This is a genomic window from Nocardioides sp. 1609, assembly GCF_004522105.1.
In the GTDB taxonomy this organism is placed as follows: domain Bacteria; phylum Actinomycetota; class Actinomycetes; order Propionibacteriales; family Nocardioidaceae; genus Nocardioides.
Map to the genome: position 1 here is coordinate 404,374 of NZ_SPUJ01000003.1, position 15,085 is coordinate 419,458.

At 72.9% G+C, this 15,085-nt stretch carries 12 protein-coding genes; 4 read left to right on the plus strand and 8 right to left on the minus strand.

Annotated features, from left to right (window positions below; genetic code table 11):
- Nucleotides 1-355: 355 nt before the first annotated feature.
- The 5 genes from E4623_RS08175 to E4623_RS08195 are packed head-to-tail and all read right to left on the minus strand — an operon-like array spanning nt 356 to nt 5,660.
- Nucleotides 356-817, minus strand: a complete 462-nt coding sequence (locus E4623_RS08175) for a hotdog domain-containing protein (RefSeq protein WP_134766013.1) — start codon at nt 815-817, stop codon at nt 356-358.
- The gene (locus E4623_RS08180; protein WP_245154969.1) at nt 817-1,569 is read right to left on the minus strand and encodes an OAM dimerization domain-containing protein; all 753 of its coding nucleotides are present in this window, start codon (nt 1,567-1,569) and stop codon (nt 817-819) included. Before E4623_RS08180 ends, E4623_RS08175 begins: the two co-directional genes overlap by 1 nt.
- A complete protein-coding gene (locus E4623_RS08185) occupies nt 1,566-3,158 on the minus strand; it encodes a lysine 5,6-aminomutase subunit alpha (RefSeq protein ID WP_134766014.1) in 1,593 nt (530 codons plus the stop codon). The genes E4623_RS08180 and E4623_RS08185 overlap by 4 nt, the downstream gene beginning before the upstream one ends.
- The gene (locus tag E4623_RS08190) at nt 3,158-4,579 is read right to left on the minus strand and encodes an amidohydrolase family protein (RefSeq protein WP_134766015.1); all 1,422 of its coding nucleotides are present in this window, start codon (nt 4,577-4,579) and stop codon (nt 3,158-3,160) included. The genes E4623_RS08185 and E4623_RS08190 overlap by 1 nt, the downstream gene beginning before the upstream one ends.
- The gene (locus E4623_RS08195; RefSeq protein WP_134766016.1) at nt 4,572-5,660 is read right to left on the minus strand and encodes an L-erythro-3,5-diaminohexanoate dehydrogenase; all 1,089 of its coding nucleotides are present in this window, start codon (nt 5,658-5,660) and stop codon (nt 4,572-4,574) included. Before E4623_RS08195 ends, E4623_RS08190 begins: the two co-directional genes overlap by 8 nt.
- A gap of 157 nt (nt 5,661-5,817) precedes the next feature.
- On the opposite strand from E4623_RS08195, the gene E4623_RS08200 reads away from it, so the two are divergent.
- Together E4623_RS08200 and E4623_RS08205 are read left to right on the plus strand one after the other, a co-directional pair.
- Nucleotides 5,818-7,281, plus strand: a complete 1,464-nt coding sequence (locus tag E4623_RS08200; RefSeq protein ID WP_134766017.1) for a lysine 2,3-aminomutase — start codon at nt 5,818-5,820, stop codon at nt 7,279-7,281.
- A 222-nt stretch (nt 7,282-7,503) separates the two neighbouring features.
- The gene (locus E4623_RS08205) at nt 7,504-8,454 is read left to right on the plus strand and encodes a type IV toxin-antitoxin system AbiEi family antitoxin domain-containing protein (RefSeq protein ID WP_134766018.1); all 951 of its coding nucleotides are present in this window, start codon (nt 7,504-7,506) and stop codon (nt 8,452-8,454) included.
- Between the two features lie 124 nt (nt 8,455-8,578).
- On the opposite strand, the gene E4623_RS08210 is transcribed toward E4623_RS08205, so the two are convergent.
- Nucleotides 8,579-9,034, minus strand: a complete 456-nt coding sequence (locus E4623_RS08210) for an Lrp/AsnC family transcriptional regulator (RefSeq protein ID WP_167736532.1) — start codon at nt 9,032-9,034, stop codon at nt 8,579-8,581.
- Nucleotides 9,035-9,145: 111 nt separating this feature from the next.
- Between E4623_RS08210 and E4623_RS08215 the strand changes: the two genes are divergently transcribed.
- Nucleotides 9,146-10,078, plus strand: coding sequence for a 5'-3' exonuclease (locus E4623_RS08215; protein WP_245154970.1), 933 nt, complete (start codon nt 9,146-9,148; stop codon nt 10,076-10,078).
- A 7-nt stretch (nt 10,079-10,085) separates the two neighbouring features.
- Entirely contained in the window at nt 10,086-11,288 is a 1,203-nt protein-coding gene (locus E4623_RS08220) for an NAD(P)H-binding protein (RefSeq protein ID WP_134766019.1), read from the plus strand.
- 60 nt (nt 11,289-11,348) lie between these two features.
- Here E4623_RS08220 and E4623_RS08225 read toward each other — a convergent pair whose 3' ends face one another.
- Nucleotides 11,349-14,195: a DEAD/DEAH box helicase gene (locus E4623_RS08225; protein ID WP_134766020.1), complete on the minus strand. Its 2,847-nt coding sequence runs from the start codon at nt 14,193-14,195 to the stop codon at nt 11,349-11,351.
- On the minus strand, nt 14,195-15,085 hold the full coding sequence (locus E4623_RS08230; protein ID WP_134766021.1) for a YegS/Rv2252/BmrU family lipid kinase: 891 nt from the start codon (nt 15,083-15,085) through the stop codon (nt 14,195-14,197). Before E4623_RS08230 ends, E4623_RS08225 begins: the two co-directional genes overlap by 1 nt.

The window sequence follows — 15,085 nt, forward strand, 5'->3', positions numbered from 1 at the left end:
CTGCGCCCTTCGGGCCGTCCACACGCACGACGGGCTGCCGTGGCGGGGTCGTTGTCTAGGGACGCAGGATCCTCCCGGGTCGCTCTCGTGGAGCGGACCGGCCTCCGCGGGCCAGGGACGTCGCGCTGCTGGCTGTGACACCGGACGTTCCAGGCCTCTCGGACCCCGGTCCGCCTCACACGACCTACATGAGCGGACGGCCCAGACTGCGTCGATCGTGTCCGGCCTGTCAACACGGCGCTGACCTGCAAGAACGCGGAAACGTGCAGGTCAGCGCCGTGCCCCTGGTCCGAAACTCGACCCCGAAATTGTTCTTCCGGACGGCGTGTCTCCGACGACGCGCCGCAGCGTTGCGCTATCCGCGCGCCGGCCGGGGCGGGACGACGACGGTGCCGGTCGCCGAGGTCGCCAGCACCGGTGGGTCGAGCAGCGTCGCGGCACCGGGGGCGTCGTCGGTCGAGGCGCCACGGGCGACGACGTGCACCGCGAAGTCCATGACCCGCGAGCGGGTGCCGGCGCGGACCAGCTCGGCCGTCACCTCCAGGACGTCACCGGCGCGGACGGGTGCGGTGAACTGGACGTCGGAGTACGACGCGAACAGCCCCTCGTCGCCGTCGGTGACGATGCACATCTCGGTGGCGACGTCGCCGAACAGGCCCAGGCTGTAGGCGCCGTCGACGAGGTTGCCGGCGTAGTGGGCGTGGGAGTAGGGCACGTAGCGGCGGTGCACGACGCGGGTCCCGACGGTCGGGCCCCCAGTCGGCCCGACGGTCGGCCCCACGGTCGGCGCGGCGGTGGAGGCGGGGTTCTCGGTCATCAGGCGGCCTTTCCGGCGGCGAGCTTGTGGGCGATGAAGGAGGCGACCTCGCCGGGCGTGGTGCCGCGGCCGAAGACCCGGTCGACCCCGAGCTCGGCGGCCATCTTCTCGTCGAAGCGCGGACCGCCGACGATGAGCAGCGGCCGCTTGTCCGACGGGTAGGACTCGCGGAACGCCGCCGACATCTCGCGGGTGTTCAGCAGGTGGGCGTCGCGCTGGGTCACGACCTGCGAGACCAGGACGGCGTCCGCCTTCTCGGTGCGGGCCCGCTCGACGAGCTCGGGCACCGAGACCTGGGCGCCGAGGTTCACGACCTTGAGCTCGCGGTAGTACTCGAGGCCCTTCTCCCCCGCGAAGCCCTTGATGTTGAGGATCGCGTCGATGCCGACGGTGTGGGCGTCGGTGCCGATGCAGGCACCGACGACGGTCAGCCGGCGCCGCAGGGACCGCTTGACGGCGGCGTTGACCTCCTTGGGCGTCAGCAACGGGTAGTCGCGCTCGACGACGGTCACCTGGCTGGGGTCGACGAGGTGGTTGACGCGTCCGTAGACGACGAAGAAGGTGAAGTCGGGGCCCATGGGCTTGCTGTGCACCACCAGGGCGGGGTCCATGCCCATCTTGTTGGCCAGCTGCACGGCGGAGCCGTCGGCCACCTTGGAGTGCGGCATCGGCAGCGTGAAGCTCAGCTGCACCATCCCGTCGCCGGTGGTGTCGCCGTAGGGCCGGATCGGGCTGGTCGACTCGGTGGTCACAGCGCCTCCTTGGCGTCGAGGATCTCGGTGGCGGGGTTGTAGTAGGTGCTTGACTTCACCGCGACGCCGTCGAGCCCTCGGCCGGCGTCGGCCGGTCGCTTCATCAGGCCGAAGGTGCCGTCGGCGATGGCGTCGAGCAGGCCCCGCCCGTGCTCGGTGTCGACGATCCGGTCGAGGAGCTCGATCGACTCGGCGAGCACCTGGTTGGCGCGCGAGACGATGAAGCCGCCCGGGGCCGGGTGGAAGTCCTCGTGGAGGCGCCCGGCGGCCTCCATGACGTAGCGGACGTTCTGCAGGGCGATGTCGCGGTCGGAGATCCACGGCGTCACCACGGCCTCGGTCATCATCCCCACGAGCAGGATGCCCTGGCCGGTGAGCGCCCCGGCGAGGTTGAAGAAGCCGTCGAGCAGGTTGCCCTTGAAGACGTCGCCGGTCATGTGCCGCGTCGGCGGCATCCACTTCAGCGGCGCCTTCGGGAAGATCTCGCGGGCCAGCAGCGCGTGGGCGAGCTCCATCCGGAAGGAGTCGGGCACGGCGGGGTCGATCTCGAAGGCGTGACCGAGGCCGAGCTGCCAGTCCTCGAGACCGGCCTCCTTGGCGAAGTACTCGTTGAGGAGCTGGCTGGTGGTGACGGTGTGCGCGGCCTCGACGGCGTCGGCGGTGGTGAGGTAGTTGTCCTCGCCGGTGTTGATGATGATGCCGGCACGGGCGTGGACCTGGCGGCTGAAGCGCTGGTCGACGAAGGTGCGCACCGGGTTGATGTCGCGGAAGAGGATCCCGTACATCGAGTCGTTGAGCATCATGTCGAGCCGCTCGAGGCCGGCGAGCGCCGCGATCTCCGGCATGCAGAGGCCGCTGGCGTAGTTGGTGAGGCGGACGTAGCGACCGAGCTCCTTCGACGACTGGTCGAGGGCGGCACGCATCAGGCGGAAGTTCTCCTGCGTGGCGTAGGTGCCGGCGTACCCCTCGCGGGTCGCGCCCTCCGGCACGAAGTCGAGCAGGCTCTGGCCGGTCGAGCGGATGACGGCGATGACGTCGGCGCCCTCGCGCGCGGCCTGCTGGGCCTGCGGGATGTCCTCGTAGATGTCGCCGGTGGCGACGATCAGGTAGATCCACGGCTGCCGCGGGGCGTCGCCGTGCCGCTTGACGAGCCGCTCACGCTCGATCCGCCGCTTGTCGACGGTCTTGATGCCGCGCGCGACCTGGCGCCGGCTCGCGGTGCGCGCACGGGCGGCGTCCCTGCCCTCGGGCAGCCGGAACCGCACCGAGCCGGCGGCCGCCTTCTGCGCCAGCGCCGTCAGGTCGTCGGCCTCGCCGCGCAGCAGCGCGTCCCAGACCGGGAGGGAGACGCCGTGCTCGAGGCCGACGTCGGCGCGCACGGTGTCCATGAGCCGGTTGACCCAGGGCGTGCCCTCCTCGTCGGCGCCGCCGAGGCCGGCCAGACGCAGCGTCGCGCGCTCGACCGCGACCGTGGTGTGCTTCTTGGCCATGGTGACGATCGGCCTGCCGGCCTTGCGGGCCAGGCTGCGCGCGTGCTTGACGGTGGCCGGGTCGAGGTCGAGCTTGGTGGTGCGGGCGGGGGTGGGCATCAGGCGGCGCCTTCGTGGAGGGTGCGTCCGCCGACGAGCAGGCGGACGAGGGTGGGCTGCTCGGCGTCGAGGTCGTGCCACACCGCGAGGTCGGCGGGCTCGCCGACCGCGAGGGTGGCGCCGCCGGTGTGGGCGGCGAGGGCCACGTCGTACGGCACGCGGTGGTCGGGGTGGTGGTGCTCCACCGCGGCTCGGATCGCGGCCCAGGGTCCGAGCGCGGTGACCGGGGAGTCGGACCCGAACGCCAGCCGCACGCCGGCCCCGTGCAGGCGCGCGAAGGGGTTGCTCTCGGCCCAGCGGCCGCCCAGGCGGGCGGCGTACATGCCGTCGGGTCCGCCCCACAGGGCGTCGAAGACCGGCTGGACGCTGGCGGTGATGCGGAGGCGGGCCATCACGTCGACCACGTGGTCCGAGGGCAGCTCGACGTGCTCGAGGCGGTGGCCGGGACGCACCGGTCGCACGGCGTCGGCGAGCTCGAAGCCCGCGGCGACCTCGTCGAGGGCGGCGTCGCCGATGACGTGGAAGCCGGCCTGGATCCCGGCCTCGTCGCAGGCCAGGACGTGGTCGCGGACCTGCTCGGCGGTGAGGTAGCCGTGGCCGCAGGTGTGGGGTGCGTCGTCGTAGGGCGAGGTGAGCGCGGCGGTGCGCGAGCCGAAGGCGCCGTCGGCGATCAGGTCACCGGCCAGGCCCGCGACGCCCAGGCGGCGGGCGGTGTCGACGGCCATGAGCTCGCCCCAGTAGACGACCGCGCGCAGCCCGACCTCGTCGGCGGCCCGGCGCACCAGGGCGATCTCGGTCTCGGGACCGATGTGGGGTGCGGCGTTCTCGTGCAGCGTGGCGATGCCGTGGGCGGCCATGGCACGGCAGGCGGCGCGCGCGGCGTCGAGGCGGTCGGCGTCGGTGATCAGGGTCTCGAGCACCGCGCGGACGGCGTGGTGGGCGTCGCGTTCGACGCGCCCGTCGGGCGTCCAGCCGTCGAGGTCCTCCACGCCGGGGACCAGCGCGGCCAGTGCCGGCGAGACCACCGAGGAGTGCCCGTCGACGCGGGTGAGGTAGCTCCGGCGACCGGGGGCGGCGCGCTCGAGCTCGTCGCCGGTGGGCGGGCGGCTCTCTGCCCAGCCGGTCTCGTCCCAGCCCTGCCCGACGAGCACGCCCGCCTGGGGGCTGGCCACGGCGTGCGCGGCGAGCGCGTCGAGCGCCGAGGTCAGGGTGGGGCTGCCCGTCAGGTCGAGGCCGGTGAGGGCGAAGCCGGTGCGCACGGTGTGCACGTGGTGGTCGACGAACGCCGGGAGCACCGTCGCGCCGTCGAGCTCGACGACGGTGGAGCCGTCGAGATCGGGGCCGACCGCCGCGATGACGCCGTCCTCGACCGCCAGGTCGGTGCCGTCGGCGGACCCGCGCAGGACCAGTCGCTCAGCCATGGAGGCGGCCCTCGAAGAGGCGGCGCACGCCGTCGTGGCCGCGGAGCAGCTCGAGCGCGTACGCCGCGTGGCCGGGCACGTAGCCGTTGCCGACGAGCATCCGGACGTCGGCGGCGAGCCCCTCGGCACCGAGCGCCGCGGCCGAGAACGACGTGGCCATCGAGAAGAAGATGACGGTGCCGCGGTCGGCGGTCGCCAGGACGGCGCCGCCCTCGCAGCCGGGCACGTCGACGCACACGACGGTCACGTCGGCCGGACCGCCGGCCTTCTCGACGGCGTCGCGCAGCGCGACGGGGTCGCGGGCGTCGGCGATCGCGACCTCGTCGGCCAGGCCCGTGGGCGCCAGCAGGTCGGCCTCACCCTGGTGCGGGACGACGCCGATCGTGCGGCCCGCGCCCGCGGCGCGTGCGGCGGCGAGGCTGAGCGAGCCGGACTTGCCCGCGGCCCCGACGACGGCGACGACCGGCGCCCGTCCGGTGCCCGGTCCTCCCGGTCCCTCCCCCGCCGCGACGTACTCCCCCACCACCCGGGCGGTCAGCGCGGGCGCCCCGCACACGTCCATCACCGACAGGCTCAGCGCGGTCGGCAGGTCGTCGGGCAGGACCGCGGCGATCGACCGGCCGAACAGGACGGCGTACCCGTCACAGGGGACCTGCTCCCCCAGGCCGTCCCAGCCGGCGAGGCCGTCCTCGAGGACCAGCGGGGTCAGGGTGAGCGAGACGAGGGTGGCGACGCGGTCACCGACGGCGAGCCCGAGCGGCGAGCGCGGCCCGACCTCCTCGACGGTGCCGACCAGCATGCCGCCGGAGCCCGTCTCGGGGTTCTGCATCTTGCCGCGCTCGGCCACGATCGCGAGCACCTCGGCGCGGACGGCGTCACCGTCGACCCGGCCGTCGGTCGTGTGGGTGCGCTCGAGCTGGCGGTACGACGCCGCGTCGAGGTTGAGCCGCTCGACGCGGATCCGCACCTCGTCGTCCCAGAGCTCCGGGCGGGTGTCGAGACGGCGAGCGGCCTGGGCCAGGACGGCGGGCCGGTCCAGCACGCGGTGCAGTCCGGTCGGGTCGCTCTCAGAGAGGGTCACAGCAGCGGGTCCTTCGTCGCGTTCGTGGTGCTACGGGAAATCGTCCGGCATGTTGATGTGCAGGCAGGATGATCTCCACGTAGTCTAGAGCCGAGCGTGGTGCGCGCCACAACCGACGCGCCCGCACCCGTACCGCAGCCGATCCGCAGGAGATGCCATGACCGTCGAGACCTCGCTCAGCCTCTCTGGCCTCGAGGACGGCCAGCCCTACCCCTACCGCGCCGTCGAGCTCGTCGAGCCCGACTGGACCCGGTTCCCGGGCTGGAAGGACGTCACCGCCGAGGACTGGGCCTCGGTGCAGTGGCAGCGGTCGCACTGCGTCAAGAACGTGAGGCAGCTGCGCGAGCTGCTGGGCGACCTCGTCGACGAGCGGTTCTACGCCGACCTCGAGCGCGACCAGGCCGAGCGGGCCACGATGTCGATGCTGGTGCCGCCGCAGATGATGAACACGATGGCGCCGCACGCCCCGGTCGGCGGCCCCGGCTCGCTCACCGACGCGTTCTACGCCGACCCGGTGCGGCACTACATGATCCCGGTGTTCAGCGACCGTCGCACCGACTGGTCCTCGCACCCGCACGCGACCCGCGACTCGCTGCACGAGCACGACATGTGGGTCGCCGAGGGCCTCACCCACCGCTACCCCACCAAGGTGCTCGCCGAGCTGCTGCCGACCTGCCCGCAGTACTGCGGGCACTGCACCCGGATGGACCTCGTCGGCAACTCGACGCCCATGGTCGACAAGCTGAAGTTCGTGGCGAAGCCGACCGCTCGGATCGACTCCATGATCGACTACCTGCGCCGGACCCCGTCGGTGCGCGACGTCGTCGTGTCCGGCGGCGACGTCGCCAACATGCCGTGGCCGCGGCTCGAGGACTTCCTCACCCGCGTGCTCGAGGTCGACAACATCCGCGACATCCGGCTCGCCACGAAGGCGCTCATCGGTCTGCCGCAGCACTGGCTGCAGCCCGAGGTGCGCGAGGGCGTCGCCCGTGTGGCCGCCATCGCCCGCTCGCGGGGCGTCTCGATCGCGATCCACACCCACGCCAACCACGCGAACTCGATCACGCCGATCGTCGCCGAGGCGTCCCGCGCGATGCTGGACGCCGGCGTCCGCGACGTCCGCAACCAGGGCGTGCTCCTCAACGGCGTCAACGCCGACCCGCACGCCCTGCTCGACCTGTGCTTCCGGCTGCTCGACGGCGCGCAGATCATGCCCTACTACTTCTACATGTGCGACATGATCCCGTACTCGGAGCACTGGCGGGTCTCGGTCGGTGACGCCCAGCGGCTGCAGCACCACATCATGGGCTACCTGCCGGGCTTCGCGACGCCGCGCATCGTGTGCGACGTCCCGTTCGTCGGCAAGCGCTGGGTGCACCAGCTCGCGTCCTACGACGAGGTCCGCGGCATCTCCCACTGGACGAAGAACTATCGCACGTCCATCGAGATGGAGCAGTCCGACGCACTCGACCGCACCTACGAGTACTACGACCCGATCCACACCCTCCCCGCCGAGGGCCAGGCCTGGTGGGCCACCCACGGCGACCTCGACACCTCCGCGCTCAAGGCCGCCGAGATCGCCGAGGCCTCGCGTCGCACGGCCGCGCTGCAGGCGTACTGAGCCCGGCTGGGCTCGGTGGGGCCCTGGCCGGGATTTCCCCGGTCGACCGGGGAAATCTGAACTTGGGGGGCGACATCCCGGCCTCCCAGTTCAGACTTGGGCCGCCCAGTCCGTCTCCGCTCCGGGCGGTTCCCACGTCGGGCGGCAGCCGGCTCAGACGGTTCTCCACAGTCCAGGCAATCGCCCGTGCGCGCAGGCGCCCGGCTGGGTCACCCTGGCTCCATGGATCCGGTCCTCCTGCAGATCTGCGACAGGCACGGCGTTTTCCTGCGCCGCGAGGCCGAGGAGCTCGGTTACCACGACCACGCCATCAGCAGCCTGGTCAAGGAGAAGGTGTGGAAGCGGGTCCGCCACGGCGCCTACACGTCGGGTGAGCGCTGGCGCGGCATGACCGATGCCGAGCGCTACGGCCTGCTGTCGCGCGCGGCGTACCGCCAGTCCCAGACGAAGGTGATGCTCAGCCACACCAGCGCCATCAACGAGTGGGCCGCGCCGCTCCGAGGTTTCGACCTCACCGAGGCCCACCTGACCCGTCGCGACGGCAGGACCGGCCGGCGTCAGGCCGGCGTCGTACAGCATCGGGGGCGCCTCATCGAGGGCGACACGGTCTGCCACGACGGCGTGTTCGTGACGAGCCCGACCCGGGCCGCGCTCGAGATCACCACGCTGGTCGGGATCGAGGGGGCGATGGTGGTGATCGACGACCTCCTCCACCGCGGCCTCACGGACGTCGAGCGGCTCGCCGGCCGGTTCGAGCTGATGAACCACTGGCCCGACACCCTGCGTACGGACCTGGTCCTCCGGCTCGTCGACGGCCGCTCCGAGTCGGTCGGCGAGACCCGGCTCCGCTACCTCTGCTGGGCCCAGCACCTGCCGGCACCGCAGGTGAACTTCGAGATCAAGGACGCGCACGGCCGGGTGCTCCACCGGGTCGACCTCGCGTGGCCGGAGCTCGGCGTGTTCGCGGAGTTCGACGGCAAGATCAAGTACGGCAAGCTCCTCGCCGACGACGAGACGGCGAAGGACGTCATCGTCCGCGAACAACGGCGGGAGGAGGCCATCTGCCGCCTCACCGGCTGGCGGTGCGTGCGCGTGGTCTGGGCCGACCTCGACCGGCCGGTCGAGACCGCGAACCGCATCCGGGCGCAGTTCCGCTCGGTTGCGGTCGCCTGACGCCGAGGAACCGGCATCGGCCTTCCTCGGGTCTGGGCGGCCCTTCCCTGAACTTGTCGACCGGGATCCCGGCCTCCCAGTTCAGATTTCCCCGGTCGACCGGGGAAATCCCGGGCGAGTCAGCTCAGGCGCCGACGACAGGCCGGTTCTCGTACGGCGTCGACAGCACGATCGTCGTGCGGGTCGAGACGTTCGCGGCGGCGCGGACCCGGGCCAGCAGGTTCTCGAGGGCAGCGGGCGTCGGGACGCGGATCTTCAGGATGTAGGACTCCTCGCCGGCGACCGACCAGCAGGACTCGATCTCGGCGATGCCGCGCAGCCGCTCCGGGGAGTCGTCGGGCTGCGAGGGGTCGATCGGGCGGATCGAGATGAACGCCGTGAGTGGCAGCCCGATCCCGTCGTGGTTGACGGTGGCGCCGTAGCCGAGGATCAGGCCGCGCTGCTCGAGCCGCTTGACGCGCTGGTGCACCGCGGACGTCGAGAGCCCGGTCGCCTTGCCGAGGTCGGTGAACGACATCCGGCCGTCGTCGGCGAGCAGCTCGAGGATCCGACGGTCGGTGGACTCGAGCTCGGTGGTCACGGGCGCCAGGCTAGTGGCAAGAGACACCGTGCGTGGCGATCCTCCGACGGGTGGCCGGGTCGGCGATCCGGTCGGCCCGGCCCCGCCCCGACCCGTGGCAGGATGCGCGGGGTGAACAGCCCGACCGATCCCGGCCGTCTCCTGCTGCTCGACTCCGCGTCGATGTACTTCCGTGCGTTCTTCGGGATGCCGGAGTACGCCGCCCCCGACGGCACCAACGTCAACGCCGTCCGCGGGATGCTCGACTACATCAGCCGGCTCGTCGACCAGTACCGCCCGACCCACCTGGTCTGCTGCTGGGACGACGACTGGCGCCCGCAGTGGCGCGTCGACCTGATCCCGTCCTACAAGGCGCACCGCGTGGTCGAGGAGGTCGCGTCCGCGCCCGACGTCGAGGAGGTGCCCGACCCGCTGGAGCTCCAGGTCCCGATCCTGCGCGAGGTGCTCGAAGCCTTCGGCATCACCGTCATCGGCGCCCCCGGCTACGAGGCCGACGACGTCATCGGCACCCTCGCCACCGGCGCCGGGCAGCCGGTCGACATCGTCACCGGCGACCGCGACCTCTTCCAGCTGGTCGACGACGCCGCCGAGGTCCGCGTCCTCTACATCGGCAAGGGCGTCGGGCGGCACGAGAAGGTCGACAACGCGTGGGTCCGCGAGAAGTACGCCATCGACGCCCATCAGTACGCCGACTTCGCCACCATGCGCGGCGACGCCTCCGACGGCCTCCCCGGCGTCCCCGGCGTCGGGGAGAAGACCGCCGCCACCCTGCTGCAGCGGCACGGCGACATGGCCGGCATCATCGCCGCCGCCCTCGACCCCGACTCCGGGATGGGCCCCGGTCCGCGCGGCAAGATCAAGGCCGCCGCCGACTACCTCGAGGTCGCCCCGACGGTCGTCGCCGTCGCCCGCGACATCGACCTCGACCGCAGCGGGCTCGCGCTGCCCTCGACCCCGGCCGACCCCGACCGCCTGCTCGCGCTCGCCGAGCAGTGGGGCCTCGAGTCGCCGACGACGCGCCTGCTCGGCGTCCTCGGCGGCTGAGTCGCCCGTGGAACCGCTCGAGGTCGCCCCGGCCCCCGGGACCGGCCTGCGCTGGCTCACCGGCATGGCGATCGCGTTCACCGCGTTCATGGTGTTCCTCGCCGTCGGCTGCTTCGGTGCCCTCCTCGCCCGGGACCTCGACGGCCCGCAGGTGATGAGCGCCCTGGTGGTCGGTGTCGTCGGCGTGCTCGGGACGACGGCCGGGCTGCGCGGCGTCCGAGCCCTGCGCGCGGCCGCCCACCCGGTGGTCGCGCTCCGGCTCGACGCCGACGGCGTGCACCTGCACGAGGGCGCCGGCATCCCGGACCTGTCCGACGCCATCGCCTGGACGACGCTGCCGTGGCCCTGGATCGCCTCGGTCACCCACACGTCGTTCGACCTGGCCGCGAGCAAGCGGCTGGGCGCCGACATGGCCGTCGACTGCCTCCGCTTCGCCCTGGTCGACGACGACCTGCTCGACCAGGCCCGGTTCGAGTCGCCGACGTCGGCGATCCTGGCCGAGTGGCTCGGGCTGACGCCGCGGCAGGTCCGCGCGACGCTTCTCGGCGAGAAGGGCGCCGTCGAGCACCAGGAGGTGCTCGCCTGGCTGCGCCGCCACCGCCCCGGCCTGGCCGTGCTGACCGGCGCGACGGTGCCGTGGAGCACGAGGGCGTCCACCGACCGCTGGCCCGGCAGCCCGCGGGTCGCCGTCGTCGGGGCCCACGGCAGGCTCGGTCGGCGCGTCGTCGAGGCGCTGGCCCGCCGTGAGCCGACCCCGCCGGTCGCGATCGTGCGCAACGAGGCGCACCGTGCGCCGCTCGAGCGGCTCGGTGCCGAGGTGCGGATGCTCGACGTGGAGGAGCAGGGTGCGGGCGCGGTCGCCTCGGCCTTGCGCGGCTGCGCCGCCGTCGTGCACGTCGCGACCCCCTCGCCCGCGCACGTCGTCGAGGGTGCGCTCCGCGCCGGCGTCCAGCGCCTCGTCGTGGTGCCGCGCGTCTGGGACGGCGACGAGCAGGTCGCGGTCGCTGCCCGCAGCGGGCTCGCCTGGACGGCGTTCCGGCCCTCCGCGCTGACCGACCTGCCGGCGTCCGGCGAGGTCGACCTCGGCCTCGACGTCGTCCCGGGGCCGGTCTCGCGCGCCGACCTCGCCGAGGTCGTCGCCGCCTCGATCCGCGACGAGGACTCCGTCGGCGAGGCCTGGCCGATCACCGGCGTCGCGTCGCCGCGCTGAGCCGACCGCGCGTCACCACCGGCGGCGGGACGGTCGCCTCCGAGGTGCCGCACCCGTAGGTCAGTCGGCGAGGCCGGAGTACGCGACGACGCCCCGCTTGACCAGCCGCGTCAGCTCGCGCGCGTTGGTGCGCAGCGTCGAGCTGCCGGCGGCGTCGGCGACCTGACCCGCGAGGTCGAGCAGCTGCTTGGTCCAGCGGACGAAGTCGCCGGCGGACAGGTCGGAGGAGCCGAGCAGGTCGTCCAGGTCGTCGCCCTCGGCCCAGCGGTAGGACAGCCAGGCGAAGCCGACGTCCGGGGGACGCAGGAAGTCGAGCTTGTGCTCGCGCTCCAGCGCGTCGAGGCCGACCCACAGTCGCTGCGTCTCGTCGAGGGCGGTCCCGATGGCTCCCCCGGGCACCCGCGGCGCGCCGCCGTCGTCGGCGCGACGGGTCTCGAAGACGAGCGCCGAGAGCGCCGAGGCGAGCCCGGACGGCGTCAGCGAGTCCCAGACCCCGAGCCGGACCGCCTCGGCGGCGACCAGGTCCATCTCGCCGTACAGCCGCATCAGGTGCCGGCCGCGGTCGGTGACCTCGTCGCCGTCGAGGTACTCCAGGGCGGTCAGCACCTCGCAGACGCGGTCGAACTGTCGCGCGACCGTGTTGGTCCGCTGCTCGATGCGCCGCCGCAGGGTGGCGGAGTCGCGGTCGAGCTTGAACCACCGCTCGGCCCACCGGGCGTGGTCCTCGCGCTCGGCGCAGCCGTGGCACGGGTGGGCCTTGAGCCGGCCGCGCAGGTCGGTGATCTCCTGCTCGACCTCCGGCGGGCGGGACCGCCGCGACGGCCCGGACGACGTCGCGCCACCGGCGCCGGGCGGCGGCGGCACCAGCCCGTGCGTCCGGTCGCGCAGCGCCGAGGCGAGGTCGCGGCGCATCTGGGGGTTGCGGCCGTTGAAGTTCTTCGGGACCTTGACCCGGTTGACCGCCGCGACCGGGGTCGGGAAGTCGATCAGCGCGAGCCGCCGTGCCTGGCGGTCGGCGGTCACGACGGAGGGCCGCGGGTTGTCGGGCGACCAGCCGGGGTCGACGACGACGGCGTACCCGGCGAACTTGCCGACCGGCACCTGGATCACGTCACCGACCTTGAGCAGGCGCAGCGACTCGATCGTCTCGGCGCGACGGTCGTTGCGGTTGCTGCGGCTGGCGGTCTTCTCGAGCTCGCCGATGCGGTGCCGCAGCCCGGCGTACTCCATGAAGTCGCCGAGGTGGCAGGTCGCGGCCTCGGCGTAGCCGGCGAGCGCGTCCTCGCCCTTCGCGAGCTGGCGGGCCAGCCCGACCACGGCCTTGTCGGCCTGGAACTGCGCGAAGGACTGCTCGAGCAGCTCGCGGGAGCGCTCCCGGCCGAACTGGTGCACCAGGTTGACCGCCATGTTGTACGACGGCCGGAACGACGACCGCAACGGGTACGTGCGCGTCGAGGCCAGGCCCGCGACCTCGCGCGGGTTCATGCCGGGCTGCCACAGCACGACCCCGTGGCCCTCGACGTCCAGCCCGCGGCGTCCGGCGCGCCCGGTGAGCTGGGTGTACTCCCCCGGCGTCATGTCGGCGTGCATCTCGCCGTTCCACTTCGACAGCTTCTCGATGACGACGGTGCGGGCGGGCATGTTGATGCCGAGCGCCAGCGTCTCGGTGGCGAAGACGACCTTGCACAGCCCGCGCAGGTAGAGGTCCTCCACGACCTGCTTGAACGCCGGCAGCATCCCGGCGTGGTGGGCGGCCACGCCGCGCGAGAGCCCGTCGAGGAAGTCGTGGTAGCCGAGGACGTGGAGGTCCTCGGGCGGGAGGTCGCGGCACGCCGAGTCGACGTGGGCGACGATCTCGTCACGCTCCTCCGGCGTCGTCAGCCGCAGTCCGGCGCTGAGGCACTGGCTGACCGCCGCGTCGCAGCCGACCCGGCTGAAGATGAAGTAGATGGCCGGGAGCAGGCCCTCCTTCTCGAGCCGGTCGACGACGTCGTACCGGCTCGGGATCCAGACCCGGCGCCCGTTGCCGACCTGCTTCGGGCCGCCGCTCCCGGACCCGCCGCGGTGGTGGCGCTGCCCCTTGGGCGTGCGGCGGTCCTTCAGCCGGGACGACGCCCAGTCGTCGCGGGCGATCTTCATCAGCTCGTCGTTGACCGGGGCGCCCTCCTTGACGAAGCCGGCGGCCGCGTCGACGTCGGAGGAGGCGAAGAGGTCGAGCAGCCGTCGTCCGACCATCACGTGCTGGTAGAGCGGGACCGGGCGACGTTCCTCGACGATCGTGGTCGTCTCGCCGCGCACGGTCGCCAGCCACTCGCCGAACTCCTCGGCGTTGGAGACCGTCGCCGACAGCGACACCAGCGTCACCGAGTCGGGCAGGTGGATGATCACCTCCTCCCACACCGCACCGCGGGAGCGGTCGGCGAGGTAGTGCACCTCGTCCATCACGACGAAGCCGAGGCCGATCAGCGTGCGCGAGCCGGCGTAGAGCATGTTGCGCAGCACCTCGGTGGTCATCACCACGATCGGCGCCTCGCCGTTGACGACGTTGTCGCCGGTGAGCAGGCCGACGTTCTCGGGGCCGTAGCGGTCGACGAGGTCGTGGTACTTCTGGTTGGAGAGGGCCTTGATCGGCGTCGTGTAGAACGCCTTGCGGCCGGTCGCCATCGCGAGGTGGATCGCGAACTCGCCGACGATCGTCTTGCCCGAGCCGGTCGGGGCCGCGACGAGGACCCCCCGGCCCTCCTCGATCTCGATGCAGGCCCGCTCCTGGAAGTCGTCGAGCGGGAAGTCGTAGTGGGCGGCGAAGTCGCGGACGACGGGGTGCCGCGCCTGCTTGCGGTACGACGCGTACCGCTCGGCGGGGGTCTGGCCGGTGTCGCTGCTGTCGCTCGTGTCGTGCGGGGGCATCAGGCAAGCACTCCTAGGGCGTCGGGGACGCACTCGATGGTCAGCGGCAGGGGGCCGAAGCGCTCCCCGTCGGCGTACCCGACGATGCCGGGTGCGGCGACGGTGACGCGGCGGGCGCGGAACCGCTCGTACTGCGGGTGGGTGGTGTGGGTGCCCCGGAAGAGCTTCGGGTAGGTGCGCACGAGCCCGAGGCGCGACATCGGCTTGATGACGACGACGTCGAGCAGGCCGTCGTCGAGCAGCGCGCCCTCGGCGATCCGCAGGCCGCCACCGAACGACGGACCGTTGCCGATCGCGACCAGCATCGCGTCGAGACGGACCTCGGTGCCGTCGAGGTCGAGGACGTAGGGCAGCGGGGTGAACGTCCGCAGCTCGGCCAGGGTGGCCAGGTTGTAGCGCATCTGGCCGCGGGGCCAGGTCATCGTGTTGGCCCGCTCGTTGACCACGGCGTCGAACCCGGCCGCCATCACGGTGGCGTAGTAGCGCCCGCCGGTGCGGGCCAGGTCGATCCGCCGCCGCTCCCCCGTCGCGAGGGCCCGCACGATGCGGTCGGCGGCCGCCATCGGGTCCTTGCGGGTCAGCCCGACGCAGCGCGCGACGTCGTTGCCGGTGCCGGCCGGGACGATGCCGAGTGCGGTGGACGTCGTCGCGGTCGCCTGGACGCCGAGGTTGACCATCCCGTCGCCACCGACGATCACGACCGCCTCGACGCCGTCGGCCACCGAGGCGCGCGCGAGGTCGAGCGCCTCGTCGGCGTCGCGGCCGACGAGGGAGCGCACCGTCCACCCGGCCGACCGCAACCGGGGCAGCACGCCGTCGCGCACCCGCAGCCCGGCACCCTTGCCGGCGGCGGGGTTCGTGAGGAGCGCGATCTCGCGCGACGACGACAC